Genomic DNA, 14,321 nt, shown 5'->3' with positions numbered 1-14,321 from the left:
GCTAATCGGCCAGGATTTTCGGCACCCGGAAGAAATCGCCCTGGCGCTGCGGCGCCAACCCCAGCAGTTCCTCGCGCACGGGAGTGGGATCCACCCGGTCTTCGCGGGTCACGTTCACCACTTCAACTGCGCGGGTGGTGGCTGGCACGCCCTCGGTGTCCACCTGCTCGAGATGGGCGACGTAATCGAGGATGCGCTCCAGCTGGCTGGTGTAAGTGGCGATCTTCTCTTCAGGCAGCTCCAGGCGGGCCAGTTTGGCCACCTTGCGCACGTCGTCGCTGTCGATCCTGCTCATCGCACCGGAGCTCACATCTGAGGCCGAACCTAGCCTGCGCCCACCCGTTCAGTCGGCCGGTTCCCCGTCGCTGAGGAAGGCTTCGAGATCGGCGGTGAGCGCGCTGGCGGCCTGATCGAGGATGGCCGCGCCATGGGCGGCGGTGGCCAGGAAGGGATCGGAGCCCATGCGCCCATCGGGGTGGCGGCGGCGGAAATCCTCCGGCCCGTGGATCGGGCCCGCCGGCGCCGCTTCCGGCAAGGGGCGCTGCAGGGCGATCAGGCTGGGCTCCAGGTGCAGGGTGAGGGCGATTTCGCTTGGGGTGGCGTGGTGCCCTTCACGATCGCCATAGAGCTCCCGGGCCTGCCGCATCACCGGCCCCGCCATGAACCAGTTGGCCAGCCGGCATCGCAGCTCGGTGGCATGGGGCAGCCCGCGGGCGGCGGCGGTGCCGTAGGCCTGGGCGAAGGCGGCCCGCGCTGTGGCGATGTTGCCGCCATGCCCATTGATCACGAAGATGCGCTGGAAGCCATGCCGTGCCAGCGACAGCACCACGTCATGCAGGACGGCCAGCAGGGTGGCGGGTTGGAGGCTGATCGTGCCGGGGAAGGCCAGGTGGTGCTCCGCCATGCCGAAGGCCTGCGCGGGCGTCACCAGCACGCCGGTTCGGCGTCCCACCTCGAGCGCCACCGCTTCGGCGGTGAGGGCGTCGGTGCCGATGGCGCCGGTGGGCCCGTGCTGTTCGGTGGAGCCGAGCGGCACGATCACCCCCTTGCAGTGCTCCAGGTAGGCCTCCACCTCCGGCCAGCTGCGCAGCTGCAGCCGGATCGCCTCATGACTGGCCACCGGGCCCGGAACGGCGGGGCTGCCCGCCGTGGCCGGTGCAGGGGAGGACGTGGTGCTCACCGGCGAAAGGCGGCGCGGCCGCCGCATGAAAGTGTCCCGTGCATCATCTCTAGGATCGAAGCCAACCGGGCCTGACCCGGCCTCGTCCGGCGCTGGCCGGGAGGGTGATGTTGCACCGCAAGCTGGATCAGTTCTGCAGCGAGAAACGCCCGGTGTGGGTGTTCCTGCGGGATCAGCAGTGCTGGATCGAGCAGGCCACCGTGGTGGAGATCGTGGGTGATCTGGTCACCCTCCGCTACGACATGGCCGACGACGACGAGCGCCACAGCTGGGAGGTGAGCGTGCGGCTGGAATCGATCGGGGCGGTGAGCACCCGGCTGGCCTCGTTCAGCCGCAGCGGCAGTGCGGAGGATCTGGAAACCGCCGACGACTGCCCGGAATCGGAACGGCTGCACAGCCAGGGCTGAACGCGGCTGGGCGGGTTTGCCCAGGCACAACGCCCGCTGGCTCGACTTCAGTGGGCAGTGCCGTTGCCGTCGTAATCGTCGGTGTCGTAGAAGCCACCGCGGGTGCCGAAGTAGAGCGTGGCCAGGACGAACAGCCCGCTGCCGGCCAGCAGCACGGTGCCGAGGTTGAAACTGGAGAGAGCGCTGGACAAGGGAAGGAGCCGATCAGACGAATGGCAGGGACTGTGACCACCCCCGCCGACGCCAGTCTGGCGGGTGGCGACCCGGCGGGCGCAGCCGTGTGCGCGAGCGATCACCGGTTGCCCGCTGCGGCCGGCGCCGGCCTGCCGCTCAAGGCCTTCGCCCGTCCGGCCGAGCAGGTGGCCCCCGATCTGGTGGGCTGTCTGCTGGTGCGCGCCCTGCCCGGTGGCGGCCATGTCTGGGGGGTGGTGGTGGAAACCGAGGCCTATGGCCAGAGTGAACCCGCCTGCCATGGGCACCGCCGCCGTTCCCCCAGCAACGACACCCTCTTCGGCCCGCCGGGCCGCTTGTATGTGTATCTCACCTACGGCCTGCATCACTGCGTGAATGTGGTCACAGGACACGACGACTACGCCAGTGGGGTCCTGCTCAGGGCCGTGGCCCTGCCGGGCGAGGCCGAGAGGATCGCTGCCGGCCCCGCTCTGCTGGCGCGGCGTTTCGGGCTGAACCGCTGCCACGACCGCCAGCTGCTGGCACCGCCGCAGGGGGCCTGGATCGCGCCGCGCCCGGAGGCGCTCCAGCGCTGGTGGCAGGGCTGTGAGCACGCGGGTGACGACCCGATGGTGTGCACCACCCGCATCGGCATTTCCCAGGCCCAGGAGTTGCCCTGGCGCTGGTATCTGCGCGCCAGTCGCAGCGTCAGCCGCCGCGCGCGGGGCGATCGCCCGCCCCGGCCGGCGGTGGCCTTCTGCCCCGCCGCGATGGCCACACCGGGTGGGCTGCCATGAGCCGCTGGAGCCACCGCCATGTGCTGGATCTCTCCGCCTTCTCCCTCGCCGACTTCGCCACCGTGCTGGAGCTGGCGCAGCGCTTCCGCTCCCTGCCCACCAGCGGCGCGCGGCGTTTGCCGGCCCTGCAGGGCCGTCTGGTCACCAGCCTGTTCTTCGAGCCCAGCACCCGCACCCGCAGCAGCTTCGAGCTGGCTGCCCGGCGGCTGTCAGCTGATGTGCAGAGTTTCTCACCGGCCTCCAGCTCGTTGAGCAAGGGCGAGAGCCTGCTCGACACCGCCCGCACCTACGTGGCCATGGGCGCCGACGTGCTGGTGGTGCGTCATGCCTGCGCTGCTGTACCCGCCGCCATGGCCCGCGCCCTCGACCGCAGCGGCGAGCGGGTGGCGGTGCTCAACGGCGGCGATGGTCTGCACAGCCATCCCAGCCAGGGCCTGCTGGATCTGCTCACCCTCGCCCGCTGGTTCGAGCCGACGGCGCCCACACCCGCTGCCCTGGCCGGCAAGCGCATCGTGATCGTGGGGGATGTGCTCCATTCCCGCGTGGCCCGCTCCAACCTGTGGGCGCTCACCGCCTGCGGCGCGGATGTGGTGCTCTGCGGTCCTGCCACGCTGCTGCCCGATGGCTTCGCGGCCTTCGTGCAGGCACCGCCGCCGGGCCAGGCGCACGATCCGGTGGAGCGGCGCGGCTCGATCCGCATTGTGCGTCAGCTGGAGGAGGCCCTGCCGGGCGCCGATGCGGTGATGACGCTGCGCCTGCAGCAGGAGCGCATGCACCAGCACCTGCTCACCAGTCTGGACACCTACCACCGCCACTACGGCATCAGCCACCGGCGGCTCGAGCTGTGCGGCAAGCCGGTGCCGGTGCTGCACCCGGGGCCGGTGAACCGTGGCGTGGAGATGAGCGGTGCGTTGCTGGATGATCCCAGCCGCTGCCTGGTGGAAGAGCAGGTGCGCAACGGCATTCCGATCCGCATGGCGCTGTTGTATCTGCTGGCTGCCGCTGAACCCGACCCGTTCACAGCAGCTTGAAACCGTCCAGCAACAGCCCGTAGAGGAAGCCGGTACGGGCGGCATCGATCAGCTGCAGGGTTAGGCGGTCGCCGCTCTGCTGCAGCAGGGCGCGGCGGGTGCGCACCGACAGCTCCATCAGCGCCACGCTGGCCAGGGCGGCGACCGGGTCCAGATAGGAGAGGGCGCCGATGAGCATGCCCACCGAGCCCCCCATGAAGAAGCCGCCCAGCAGCGTGATCACCTGCAGAGACAGCCGGCGCCAGGGATTGTGGGCCCAACCTTGCAGCCGTTCACCGGCCAGACCGATCTGGCGATGAAGCCTGGTCTGCTGCAGGCGGGTCACGGAAGAGGGTGGCAGGAGCAACGGCTGGCGATCCCCATCACCTGGCCCGGACAACTGCCGAACACTTTTTACACCATTTCTGGTGTGGGGGGTACCCCCAAACGCCATCCATAGGGGATTGAAATAAAAAGGCCCGGGCAGGGCCCGGGCCAGGGGGATGGGAACGGCCCCAGACAACCGATGGTTTCGCGTCCCGGCAAGATGCACCCTCGGCCGGTGCTGTCAAGGGACCGCCGGCCTCAGCCGTCGCCGTCCTTGTTCTTGCGGGCGCCCTTGCCCTCGAGCAGTTCGAGCAGTGCTTCCATCTGCGCCATCACGCCGCGCACCTCGCCGGCCTCGGGCAGCAGGCCGTCTTCCATGACGCCCTGGTGCATTTCGCGCAATTCCTGACGGATGTAGCGGAGATGGCTGACGACCTGTTCTCGCTTTGACTGCGACATGGAGGCGGGAGGCAGGATGCTGAGCTCCCTTTTACCCTATCGACCCCCCCTGACCCGCTGGCCAGGCAAGGGTTGAGCCGGAGCAGGACCCCCAGCCGTGCCTGCCGCACCGTCGGTGGCACGGAAACCGGCGTGCTCAGCGGCGCGCGAAGCGGGCTCGTGCCTCGTCGTAGAAGGTGAGATCGATCGTGCTGAGCTGCGCCTCCTGCGCCAGCGCTTCGATCCGACGCCGCACGGCGGGGCGCACGAAGAAGGGCACTTCCTTGAGCTTCTGCTCGGCGTCGCTGGTCCAGTCCATGGTTCAGGTCAGTCGTTGGAGGATGTGGGGAGGCCTTGCGGCCCATCGCATCGGCAGGGGAGGCCTGGCGTCAGGTCGCATAGGCAACAGGCCGGAGACAGCCGTTTTGCAAGAGTGGGCGGATCGGATGCCCCCTGCGTGCAGTTTCACGGAAGCCTCGACGAGCTCAAGTCCATCGTCACCAGCCTCGACCATCCCGGTCACTGGGAGCACAAGGGGGCGTACGAGATGTTCGTCTTCGACGAAAAGCAGACCAACCTCCGCCTCAACTGGTGGCCCGACAGCGGTGCCATCACGCTTGTGGGCGACCCCGCCGACCGTGACAGCTATCAGGCCGCCCTCGCCGGCTTGCTCGATGCCAGCACCAGTTCAGCGGCTTCAGCACACGAGAGTTGAAGCGCTGCCCTTGAGAGAGTTGAAGAGCTTTCCCCCGCGAGAGTTGAGCTCCTCGGGTGCGTGAGACTTGAAGGGTTTTCCCACGTGAGACCTGAAGGCTTCCCGACCGTGAGACTTGAACGGCTCCCGCTCGTGAGAAGCAGAGGATGATCTCTGGCCGGTGCTTGGCGCCCCGCGCTGAACATCCCTGAGGAGCGAGATCTCTTCTTCAGTGCAGGAGTTGCTCAGTCCGTGAGCCGCCCTCCACCGGTGGAGACGGTGGAAGAGTGCAGGTGGCCGCCTGCCGTGGATTCTTCGCCTGTTGGATGAATCTGTGAATCCATGGGCCCGACCACTCTGATGGTGTGATGTCTGCAGATGGTTCGCGGCTGATTCACGGCATGGTTCGCGCTGCTCCTTGCGCATGGTTTGTGCTCCATGCGCATGGGTCGCTGCTCAATGCGTTGGATTGTTGTCATTCTTTGTTGCATCTTTTTGACCCGGGTAAGCTGTACAGAGTTCACGGAACGCAATGTCAGTCTTTGGATGCCCGGCACGGCTGGCGCCCTTCGCCATGCTGGCGGCCTCCGCCATCGCCCTTCCACTTCCGGCTTTGGCAGTCCCCTATGTGTACGCAGATGCCATCCTGGGCGTCAAGTCAGTTGAAGGCTGTGTTCAACGGGCCACCATGCTCGCCAACAAGCATGGGTTTACATCCGAGCATGAAGTGGTAGACAAATCCGATTTCTACGCCGCTCACGCAGACTTGCCGATGACCCTGAATGTCTCTTGCAGCAGCAAGATCGGCACGATCGTGGTCGCCGTGGCTGGAATGAACAACCAGGAAACCTTCGCTGCCTTTCAGAAGATCTACGCCGACTTCTAGAGCGTCGGTCGCTCAGGCAGAAGCCAGCGCCTGATCCCATCTCGGCCTTTCCGCGCGCAGCCTTTCCGTGCCCAGCCTTTCCGCTCTTGGCTGAGCTGCTCCCGTTGGTCGATTCGCTCCCGTCAGCCAGGCGTGCCTGCCTCGGGCGCTGTGATCCTGCTTGTCCCACCGCCAGCTCACAGAGCCAATGAAACGAACCGTCCGGTCACCAACGGCTCATCACCTCATGGCTTAGGGGTGCCGGCTCTCCGCTTTGCATTCGCCGGCATGGCCTGGCTCTCATCGATGGCGGCCTCAGTGGCTTCCTGGCTCTGGCAGAACGGGAGGAGAGGGCTGACGGGCTGCTGCAGCAAAGCTGTCTTACGTCTACGACTATCTCCGCAGGGGGCGGAGCCCCTTTGAACCGAGTGCCTGAAAGTCTGAGAAGCCGATGGAGAATAGGGGACTCGAACCCCTGACCTCTGCGGTGCGATCGCAGCGCTCTACCAGCTGAGCTAATTCCCCGTGGCGAAAAGCTATCACTGCCGCCTGGGTGTCTGCCGGGGCGGCTGGGCGTTCGCTGGCAGGGCCGTTGAGGCAGCGAGCAGCCGCCAGGCCGTTGATGCGATGGAATGAAACCGGACATCTGTCTCCATTGCCTTGGCCGACCCCATCGCTCCGTCCACGTCCGAGGCCGCCGGCCAGCCGCAGGGAAGCGGTGGCCCAGCGATCACCCCCGAGCGGCTTGAGGCCTTTGATGAAGCCGCGATCGCCGAGCTGGCCCGCCGCCTCGATGAAGACGATTACCCCACCCCCTTCGCTGGCCTGCAGGACTGGCACCTGATGCGGGCGCTGGCGATTCACCGCCCGGAGCTGGCCCGCCCCTACGTCCATCTGGTGGATCAGGAACCGTTCGATGAGGAATGAGGGCGACAGTCGTCCTGATCCCCTGGCGGGGTGCCGGATCCTGGTGGGCATCAGTGGCAGCATCGCCGCCGTCAAGCTGCCGGGCCTGGTGAGTGCCCTCGCCAAGCGGGGCGCCGAGACGCGCTGCGTGCTCACCCCCAGCGCCACCCGGCTGGTGAGCCCGGTGGCGCTGGCCAGCCTCAGCCGCCGCAGTTGCCTGCTGGAGGCCGACCAATGGAGCCACCAGGCGGCGCGGCCGCTGCACATCGAACTGGCCGAATGGGCCGATCTGGTGGTGGTGGCACCGTTGAGTGCCAGCAGCCTGGCCCGGTGGGTGCATGGCCTCGGTGACACCCTGCTGGCGAGCACCTTGCTGGCCGCCGAGGCGCCGGTGCTCGCCGCCGCCGCCATGAACACCGCCATGTGGAGCAGCCCTGGGGTGCGCCGCAACTGGCACGACCTCCAGAGCTTTGCCGGGGTGCTGCCGCTGGGCCCTGAGCCTGGCTTGCTCGCCTGCGACCGGCAGGGCGATGGACGGATGGCCGAGCCGGCCCTGCTGGAACTGGCGCTCGAATCCCTCCGCCTGCATGGCGCCAGCCGTGACTGGCGCGGCCGTCGGCTGTTGGTGAGCGCCGGTCCCACCCGCGAATTCCTCGATCCGGCCCGCTGCCTCACCAACCCCAGCACGGGGCGGATGGGGGTGCTGCTGGCTCAGGCCGCCCGCCTGCGGGGGGCGCAGGTGGATCTGGTGCATGGTCCGCTCAGCGTGGAGGCCGCCTGGCTGGAGGGGCTGCAGCTTCACCCGGTGGTCACCGCCGCTGAGCTGCAGCAGCGGCTGCTCGCCCTCCAGCCCGAAGCCGATGCGATCGCCATGACGGCGGCGGTGGCCGACCACCGCAGGGCAGCGCCCTTGCCCACCAAGCTGGGCAAGGAGGAGCTGGCGCTGTCCCTGCAGGCGGGCTGGCAGGAGGTGCCCGACCTGCTGCAGCAACTGGTGAGCCAGCGCCGGTCCGGCCAGCGGATCCTCGGCTTCGCGGCCCATTCCGGCGATGTGCTTCCCCAGGCCCGGGCCAAGTTCCAGCGCAAGGGCTGTGATCTCCTGTTCGCCAATCCGATTGATCAGCCCGGTGCCGGATTCGCCGCCGCCACCAACCAGGGCTGGCTGCTGGGGCCGGGCTCCGACGAGCGCCCGCTGGCTTCGATGGGGAAACTGGCCGTGGCCCACCAGCTGCTTGATGCGCTCGGCGCCTTGCTCCCGCCGGCCTCCGAGCCTGCCCCACCGGCACCGGCCAGGCTGCTGTGAGTCATGTTGTTGAGAGGCGCAACTGCGCTGCAGGAGCCCGGGTTTCTCCTCTGTAGGATCGCCGCGACGCACGCCTTAACAAGGTTTCACCCTGCCCGCGCGGCTTCTCCCCATGCGTTTCCGACCCCTGCTCGCACTCGTGCTGGCGCTCTGCCTCACCATGGTCACCGCCTGCGGCGGCGGTGCCAAAGCTGTTGATCGCTCCAACGTCACTTACGAAGACATCGTCAACACGGGCAAGGCCAACGACTGCCCCACCCTTCCCGATTCTGCGCGCGGCACGATTCCCCTCGATTCCGGCGCCCGCTATCAGCTTCGCGACATCTGCCTCCACCCCAGCGAGGTGTTCGTCAAGGGTGAACCCGCCAACAAGCGGCAGGAAGCCCAGTTCGTGGCCGGCAAGATCCTCACCCGCTACACCTCCAGCCTGGATCAGGTGTATGGCGACCTGAAGGTCTCCGGTGACTCCCTCACCTTCAAGGAGCTCGGCGGCATCGACTTCCAGCCGATCACCGTGCTGATGCCTGGTGGTGAGGAAGTGCCGTTCACCTTCTCCAGCAAGGAGCTTCTGGCCACCTCCAACGGGGCCGCGATCAGCACCAGCACCGATTTCGAAGGCACCTACCGCACCCCCAGCTACCGCACCAGCAACTTCCTCGATCCCAAGGGCCGTGGACTCACCACCGGCTACAGCAGCGCTATGGGCCTGGTGCCGGCCGGTGACGACGAAGCCCTGGCCAAGGAGAACACCAAGCAGTACATCGATGGTCGCGGCTCCATGAGCCTCTCGATCACCAAGGTTGACAGCGCCACCGGTGAATTCGCCGGGGTGTTCACGGCGATCCAGCCCTCCGACACCGACATGGGCGGCAAGCAGGCTGTCGACGTGAAGGTCACCGGACAGCTGTTCGGACGCCTCGAAGAGGCCTGAGCCAGGCCCGGGCCTTCCGCATTTCGCCAAGCCCTTCCGGAGCAGTCTCCGGAAGGGCTTTTTCGTCCCTTCCCATCGGCGCGGGCGTTCCAGACGCCCCACCGCTGAGCCCATCGGGCCGGGCTCCCCTGTTCACCACCCAGGCAAGGGTGCTCTGAAAGAATCTCTCCATTCCCTGATGTCGCTGCCCGTGACCTCAACCACTTCCGCTGACGGCCAACCCATGGTTCATGGGATCGCGCCCCACGGCGGCACGCTCGTTGATCTGCGCGTGCCGCCCGAGCAGGTGGCGGCGGTGAAGGCCGGTGTGGATCGGGTGCTGGAGTGCTCCGATCGCAACGCCTGCGACGTGGAACTGCTGATGGTGGGCGGCTTCTCGCCCCTGCGCGGCTTTATGCACGAAGAGGATTACCACGCTGTGGTGAGCGGGCACCGCACCACCTCGGGCCTGCTGTTCGGCCTGCCGGTGGTGATGGACACCGACGATGACACCATCGCCCCGGGCGATCGCCTGCTGCTCACCTACCGCGGTCAGGACCTGGCGGTGCTCACGGTCGAGAGCCGCTGGGAGCCCGACAAGGTGCGTGAGGCGGCCGGTTGCTACGGCACCACTTCGATCGAGCACCCGGCGGTGCGCATGATCTGCGGCGAGCGCGGGCGCTTCTACCTCGGCGGCATGCTGCAGGGCCTGGAGCTGCCCCGCCGGGTCTTTCCCTGCCAGACGCCGGCCGAAGTGCGCAGCCAGTTGCCCGCCAGCGAAGACGTGGTGGCCTTTCAGTGCCGAAACCCGATCCACCGGGCCCACTATGAGCTGTTCACCCGTGCCTTGCACGCCGCCAACGTGAGCGCCAATGCCGTGGTGCTGGTGCATCCCACCTGCGGCCCCACCCAGGAAGACGACATCGCCGGCGAGGTGCGCTTTCAGTCGTATGAGCGGCTGGCCGCCGAGGTGGACAACCCCCGCATCCGCTGGGCCTATCTGCCCTACGCCATGCACATGGCCGGCCCGCGTGAGGCCCTGCAGCACATGATCATCCGCAAGAACTACGGCTGCAGCCACTTCATCATCGGTCGCGACATGGCCGGCTGCAAATCGTCCCTCACGGGCGACGACTTCTACGGCCCCTACCAGGCGCAGGATTTCGCCCGCGACCAGGCCACCGAGCTGGGCATGGAAACGGTGCCGTCGCTCAACCTCGTGTACACCGAGGAGGAGGGCTACGTGACCGCCGAGCACGCCGAGGCCCGCGGGCTGCATGTGAAGAAACTCAGCGGCACCCAGTTCCGTCAGATGCTGCGCAGCGGCGAGGAGATCCCGGAATGGTTTGCCTTCCGTAGCGTGGTGGAGGTCCTGCGCGCCGTCTGACGGCCTGCCGCCCCATTAACATTCCGTTACTTCCATCTCATCAGGAGCACACAGGGTGAAAAAGCGCTGGCGCAATGCGGGGCTCTATGTGCTCCTTGCCGTCGTGGTGATCGCCGTGGGAACGGCCTTCCTCGACCGGCCCAACCCGGCCAACGCCCCCCGCACCCTCCGCTACAGCGACTTCGTTGAAGCGGTGCAAGGCAAGCAGGTGTCGCGTGTGCTCATCTCCCCCGACCGGGGCACCGCACAGATCGTCGAAAACGATGGCGGCCGCGCGGTGGTCAACCTCGCCCCTGACAAGGACCTCCTGAAGCTGCTGACCGACAACAACGTCGACATCGCCGTGCAGCCCAGCCGCGAACCGGCGGCCTGGCAACAGGCGATCGGCAGCCTGCTGTTCCCCCTGCTCCTGCTCGGCGGCCTCTTCTTCCTGCTGCGCCGCGCCCAGGGCGGTGGTGGCAACCCGGCCATGAGCTTCGGCAAGAGCAAGGCCCGGGTGCAGATGGAACCGCAGACCCAGGTCACCTTCGGTGATGTGGCCGGCATCGAGGGCGCCAAGCTCGAGCTCACCGAGGTGGTCGACTTCCTCAAGAACCCCGATCGCTTCACGGCCGTCGGCGCCAAGATCCCCAAAGGCGTGCTGCTGGTGGGCCCTCCCGGCACCGGCAAGACCCTGCTCGCCAAGGCGGTGGCCGGTGAGGCCGGCGTGCCCTTCTTCTCGATCTCCGGTTCGGAGTTCGTGGAGATGTTCGTGGGCGTGGGCGCCAGCCGCGTGCGCGACCTGTTTGAGCAGGCCAAGAAGAATGCCCCCTGCATCGTGTTCATCGATGAGATCGACGCGGTGGGCCGTCAGCGCGGCGCCGGTCTCGGCGGTGGCAACGACGAGCGCGAGCAGACCCTCAACCAGCTGCTAACCGAAATGGACGGCTTCGAGGGCAACACCGGCATCATCATCGTGGCTGCCACCAACCGCCCCGATGTGCTCGACTCAGCGCTGATGCGGCCGGGTCGCTTCGATCGCCAGGTGGTGGTCGATCGCCCCGACTACGCGGGCCGGCTGCAGATCCTCGGTGTCCACGCCCGCGGCAAGACCCTCGCCAAGGACGTCGACCTCGACCGCGTCGCCCGCCGCACCCCCGGTTTCACCGGCGCCGACCTGGCCAACCTGCTCAACGAAGCGGCGATCCTGGCGGCCCGCCGTCAGCTCACCGAAGTGTCGATGGATGAGGTCAACGACGCGATCGAGCGCGTGATGGCCGGCCCCGAGAAGAAAGACCGGGTGATGAGCGAGAAGCGCAAACGCCTCGTGGCCTATCACGAAGCGGGCCATGCCCTCGTGGGCGCCCTGATGCCCGACTACGACCCGGTGCAGAAGATCAGCATCATTCCCCGTGGCCAGGCCGGCGGCCTCACCTTCTTCACCCCCAGTGAAGAGCGGATGGAATCGGGCCTCTATTCCCGCGCCTACCTGCAGAACCAGATGGCTGTGGCCCTGGGTGGCCGTGTCGCTGAAGAGATCGTCTACGGCGAAGACGAAGTCACCACCGGTGCCTCCAACGACCTCCAGCAGGTGGCCCGTGTCGCCCGCCAGATGGTTACCCGCTTCGGCATGTCCGATCGGCTCGGCCCTGTGGCCCTCGGTCGCTCCCAGGGCGGCATGTTCCTCGGCCGTGACATCGCCGCCGAGCGCGACTTCTCCGAAGACACCGCCGCCGCCATCGATGAGGAGGTGGGGCAACTGGTGGAAGAGGCCTACCGCCGTGCCAAGGGCGTGCTCACCGACAACCGTTCGGTGCTCGATGAACTCGCCGACATCCTGGTGGAAAAGGAAACCGTGGATGCCGAGGAGCTGCAGGAGCTGCTGATCCGCAGCGATGTGCGGGTCGCCGAGTACGTCTGAGCCTGCCGGTGCCCTGCAGCCCCTCTCTGGGGCTGCAGATTGGGGGCCCGCCACTGGCGGGCTCATTGCTTCTTTGCGGGAGCAGCCCCTGCTCACCGTGGTGCGCTGCACTGAGGCCGCCGCACTCCACTGGCAAGTGCAGCAGCTGGCCTCAGCGGGCGTGCGGCATGTGGAGGTGGCCTGGTCGCCCCAGTCCGGCTGGGTGGAGCAGTGCCAGGCGTTGCAACGCCAGTTTCCCGGCCTGCTGTTGGGGGCAGCGTCGATCACCACGGCCACTGCCCTCGCCGATGTGCGTGCGGCTGGTCTGTCCTATGCGATGTCGCCGCTGCTGTGCCCCGAGCTGCTGGCCGAGGCGGCACGGCTCGATCTGCTGCTCGTGCCAGGGGTGATGTCCCCCACGGAGGTCAACCTTGCCCGGCGCCTGGGCTGCGGCCTGGTCAAGTTGTTTCCGGCGGCGGCGCTCGGCCCGGGCTATTGGCGCCTGCTGGCCGGTCCCCTGGCTCCGCTGCCCTTCTGCATCGCCGCCGGCGGCCTGCGCCCCGCCGATGTGCCCGTCTGGTTGGCGGCGGGGGTGCAGGCGGTCACCATGGGCTCCGCCCTCTTCACTGCCGGCCCCGAGGCTGCCCTGGACCCTCAGCTGGCGCTGCTGCTGCAGGCCCTCAAGCTGGCTTCAGCAGCCGCCTCAGCCAAGAACGCAGATGATCCGGACAGTCCTGCAAACAACGGGCCATGGCTGCCCTTCTCTCAGGCCTGAGCCAACCTTGTGTGCGTGGCAGCCTCAGCGGAAAGCTGTGCCCACCACGAGCTGCGGGAGCCTGCCTGCTTCCCAGCGGGCGGCCGCCCTCCTGCCGCCGGCCCCGGCATCAGCGTGATCACCAGAGACTGCATTGCCCCTGTTGACGCAGCAGGTGATCGGCCAGCACCAGAGCCACCATTGCTTCCACCATCGGCACCGCGCGCGGCAGGACGCAGGGATCGTGGCGTCCTTTGGCTGCGAGCGTGGTGGCCTCCCCGGCCAGCGTGACCGTCTGCTGGGCCTTGCGGATCGTGGCGGTGGGCTTGAAGCCCACCCGCAGGCAGATCTCCTCGCCGTTGCTGATGCCGCCCTGGATGCCACCGGAATTGTTGGTGGCGGTGTGCAGGCTGCCATCCGCGGTGGGCAGGAAGGCATCGTTGTGCTCACTGCCTCGCAGCAGGGTTCCGGCGAAGCCGGAGCCGATCTCAAAGCCCTTGGTGGCTGGCAGTGACATCACCGCCTTGGCCAGATCCGCCTCCAGCTTGTCGAACACCGGCATGCCCAGCCCTGGCGGCGGCCGCCGCACCACGCACTCGATCACCCCACCGCAGGAATCGCCCTCGCGGCCGATCGTCTCGATCCGTTCGATCATTCGCTCCGCCGTTTCAGGGTCGGGGCAGCGCACGATGTTGGCCTCCACAGCCGCCAGGGTGACCAGCGCTGGATCGATCTGCGCCTCGATCGTGTGGATGCGCCGCACCCAGGCCATCACCTCGGTGCCGTGGGCGCGGGCCAGCAACTGCTTGGCGATCGCACCGGCGGCCACCCGGCCGATCGTTTCCCGCGCCGAGGCGCGGCCACCGCCGCTGCGGGCCTGGATCCCGTACTTGGCCTGGTATGTGGCATCAGCGTGGGAGGGGCGAAAGGCCACCTCCATGTCCTTGTAGTCGCCGGGACGCTGGTCCTGATTGCGCACCACCATGGCGATCGGGGTGCCGAGGGTGACCCCATCGAGCAGCCCGCTGAGCACCTCCACCTGATCGGCTTCCTTGCGGGGGGTGGTGATGCGGCTCTGCCCAGGCCTGCGCCGGTCGAGCTCGGCCTGAATCGCTGCCAGATCCAGCGGCAGCCGCGGCGGGCAGCCATCCACGATCACCCCCACGCCGCCGCCGTGCGATTCGCCGAAGGTGCTGATACGAAAGAGCTGGCCGAAGCTGCTGCCCATGGCGCCATTGCACTGGCTGGAGCCTACTGATTCGAGCTGCTGCGCCTCAGCTATCACCTCACTGC

The 14,321-nt window shown here is 67.7% G+C and carries 18 protein-coding genes and 1 tRNA gene; 11 read left to right on the top strand and 8 right to left on the bottom strand.

Annotated elements, in window-relative coordinates; translation table 11 throughout:
- Nucleotide 1: 1 nt before the first annotated feature.
- Both gatC and ACWJI3_RS10570 read right to left on the bottom strand, forming a co-directional pair.
- Nucleotides 2–295, bottom strand: a complete 294-nt coding sequence (gene gatC, locus ACWJI3_RS10575) for an Asp-tRNA(Asn)/Glu-tRNA(Gln) amidotransferase subunit GatC (protein WP_255141607.1) — start codon at nt 293–295, stop codon at nt 2–4.
- A gap of 48 nt (nt 296–343) precedes the next feature.
- Nucleotides 344–1,207 carry a creatininase family protein gene (locus ACWJI3_RS10570; RefSeq protein ID WP_480203649.1) on the bottom strand — a complete coding sequence of 288 codons (864 nt, stop codon included), beginning with the start codon at nt 1,205–1,207 and terminating at the stop codon, nt 344–346.
- A gap of 80 nt (nt 1,208–1,287) precedes the next feature.
- Here ACWJI3_RS10570 and ACWJI3_RS10565 point away from each other — a divergent pair, with 80 nt between their 5' ends.
- Entirely contained in the window at nt 1,288–1,587 is a 300-nt protein-coding gene (locus ACWJI3_RS10565) for a DUF6679 family protein (RefSeq protein WP_480203648.1), read from the top strand.
- A gap of 47 nt (nt 1,588–1,634) precedes the next feature.
- Here the strand turns inward: ACWJI3_RS10565 and ACWJI3_RS10560 are convergent, their stop codons facing one another.
- Entirely contained in the window at nt 1,635–1,778 is a 144-nt protein-coding gene (locus tag ACWJI3_RS10560) for a hypothetical protein (protein WP_198948333.1), read from the bottom strand.
- Nucleotides 1,779–1,799: 21 nt separating this feature from the next.
- On the opposite strand from ACWJI3_RS10560, the gene ACWJI3_RS10555 reads away from it, so the two are divergent.
- Together ACWJI3_RS10555 and ACWJI3_RS10550 are read left to right on the top strand one after the other, a co-directional pair.
- Nucleotides 1,800–2,555 (top strand): DNA-3-methyladenine glycosylase, encoded by a 756-nt coding sequence (locus ACWJI3_RS10555; RefSeq protein ID WP_480203647.1) that lies wholly within the window; start codon nt 1,800–1,802, stop codon nt 2,553–2,555.
- Entirely contained in the window at nt 2,552–3,586 is a 1,035-nt protein-coding gene (locus tag ACWJI3_RS10550; protein WP_480203646.1) for an aspartate carbamoyltransferase catalytic subunit, read from the top strand. Before ACWJI3_RS10555 ends, ACWJI3_RS10550 begins: the two co-directional genes overlap by 4 nt.
- On the opposite strand, the gene ACWJI3_RS10545 is transcribed toward ACWJI3_RS10550, so the two are convergent.
- From ACWJI3_RS10545 to ACWJI3_RS10535, 3 genes are all read right to left on the bottom strand, one after another.
- Nucleotides 3,573–3,932, bottom strand: coding sequence for a DUF565 domain-containing protein (locus tag ACWJI3_RS10545; protein ID WP_480203645.1), 360 nt, complete (start codon nt 3,930–3,932; stop codon nt 3,573–3,575). The two genes, ACWJI3_RS10550 and ACWJI3_RS10545, sit on opposite strands and share 14 nt — an antisense overlap.
- A 218-nt stretch (nt 3,933–4,150) precedes the next feature.
- Entirely contained in the window at nt 4,151–4,351 is a 201-nt protein-coding gene (locus ACWJI3_RS10540; RefSeq protein ID WP_094514908.1) for a hypothetical protein, read from the bottom strand.
- Between the two features lie 136 nt (nt 4,352–4,487).
- The gene (locus ACWJI3_RS10535; RefSeq protein ID WP_094514906.1) at nt 4,488–4,649 is read right to left on the bottom strand and encodes a PCP reductase family protein; all 162 of its coding nucleotides are present in this window, start codon (nt 4,647–4,649) and stop codon (nt 4,488–4,490) included.
- 138 nt (nt 4,650–4,787) lie between these two features.
- On the opposite strand from ACWJI3_RS10535, the gene ACWJI3_RS10530 reads away from it, so the two are divergent.
- Complete coding sequence (locus tag ACWJI3_RS10530; protein WP_480203644.1) at nt 4,788–5,045, top strand: hypothetical protein; 258 nt, start codon at nt 4,788–4,790, stop codon at nt 5,043–5,045.
- A gap of 553 nt (nt 5,046–5,598) precedes the next feature.
- Nucleotides 5,599–5,910 carry a hypothetical protein gene (locus ACWJI3_RS10525; RefSeq protein WP_094514899.1) on the top strand — a complete coding sequence of 104 codons (312 nt, stop codon included), beginning with the start codon at nt 5,599–5,601 and terminating at the stop codon, nt 5,908–5,910.
- Nucleotides 5,911–6,341: 431 nt separating this feature from the next.
- Here ACWJI3_RS10525 and ACWJI3_RS10520 read toward each other — a convergent pair.
- A tRNA-Ala gene (locus tag ACWJI3_RS10520) sits at nt 6,342–6,414 on the bottom strand.
- A 204-nt stretch (nt 6,415–6,618) separates the two neighbouring features.
- On the opposite strand from ACWJI3_RS10520, the gene isiD reads away from it, so the two are divergent.
- The 6 genes from isiD to ACWJI3_RS10490 all read left to right on the top strand — a co-directional run bounded on the left by isiD (nt 6,619) and on the right by ACWJI3_RS10490 (nt 13,049).
- Nucleotides 6,619–6,816, top strand: coding sequence for a protein IsiD (gene isiD, locus ACWJI3_RS10515; RefSeq protein ID WP_198948334.1), 198 nt, complete (start codon nt 6,619–6,621; stop codon nt 6,814–6,816).
- Nucleotides 6,806–8,098 (top strand): bifunctional phosphopantothenoylcysteine decarboxylase/phosphopantothenate--cysteine ligase CoaBC, encoded by a 1,293-nt coding sequence (gene coaBC / locus ACWJI3_RS10510; RefSeq protein WP_480203643.1) that lies wholly within the window; start codon nt 6,806–6,808, stop codon nt 8,096–8,098. The genes isiD and coaBC overlap by 11 nt, the downstream gene beginning before the upstream one ends.
- Before the next feature lie 112 nt (nt 8,099–8,210).
- Entirely contained in the window at nt 8,211–9,029 is an 819-nt protein-coding gene (gene psbO, locus ACWJI3_RS10505) for a photosystem II manganese-stabilizing polypeptide (protein ID WP_480203642.1), read from the top strand.
- A 178-nt stretch (nt 9,030–9,207) separates the two neighbouring features.
- Nucleotides 9,208–10,395 carry a sulfate adenylyltransferase gene (gene sat, locus ACWJI3_RS10500; RefSeq protein ID WP_094514887.1) on the top strand — a complete coding sequence of 396 codons (1,188 nt, stop codon included), beginning with the start codon at nt 9,208–9,210 and terminating at the stop codon, nt 10,393–10,395.
- A 55-nt stretch (nt 10,396–10,450) separates the two neighbouring features.
- The gene (ftsH3, locus tag ACWJI3_RS10495; protein WP_094514883.1) at nt 10,451–12,295 is read left to right on the top strand and encodes an ATP-dependent zinc metalloprotease FtsH3; all 1,845 of its coding nucleotides are present in this window, start codon (nt 10,451–10,453) and stop codon (nt 12,293–12,295) included.
- 73 nt (nt 12,296–12,368) lie between these two features.
- Entirely contained in the window at nt 12,369–13,049 is a 681-nt protein-coding gene (locus ACWJI3_RS10490; RefSeq protein WP_480203641.1) for a bifunctional 4-hydroxy-2-oxoglutarate aldolase/2-dehydro-3-deoxy-phosphogluconate aldolase, read from the top strand.
- A gap of 118 nt (nt 13,050–13,167) precedes the next feature.
- On the opposite strand, the gene aroC is transcribed toward ACWJI3_RS10490, so the two are convergent.
- Nucleotides 13,168–14,256, bottom strand: coding sequence for a chorismate synthase (gene aroC / locus ACWJI3_RS10485; protein WP_255100677.1), 1,089 nt, complete (start codon nt 14,254–14,256; stop codon nt 13,168–13,170).
- Nucleotides 14,257–14,321 lie beyond the last annotated feature (65 nt).

The organism is Marcopretia estuarina LEGE 06307, from assembly GCF_056633115.1.
The sequence above is the reverse complement of the archived record's forward strand: the minus strand, read 5'-3'. Positions and strand labels throughout refer to the sequence as shown.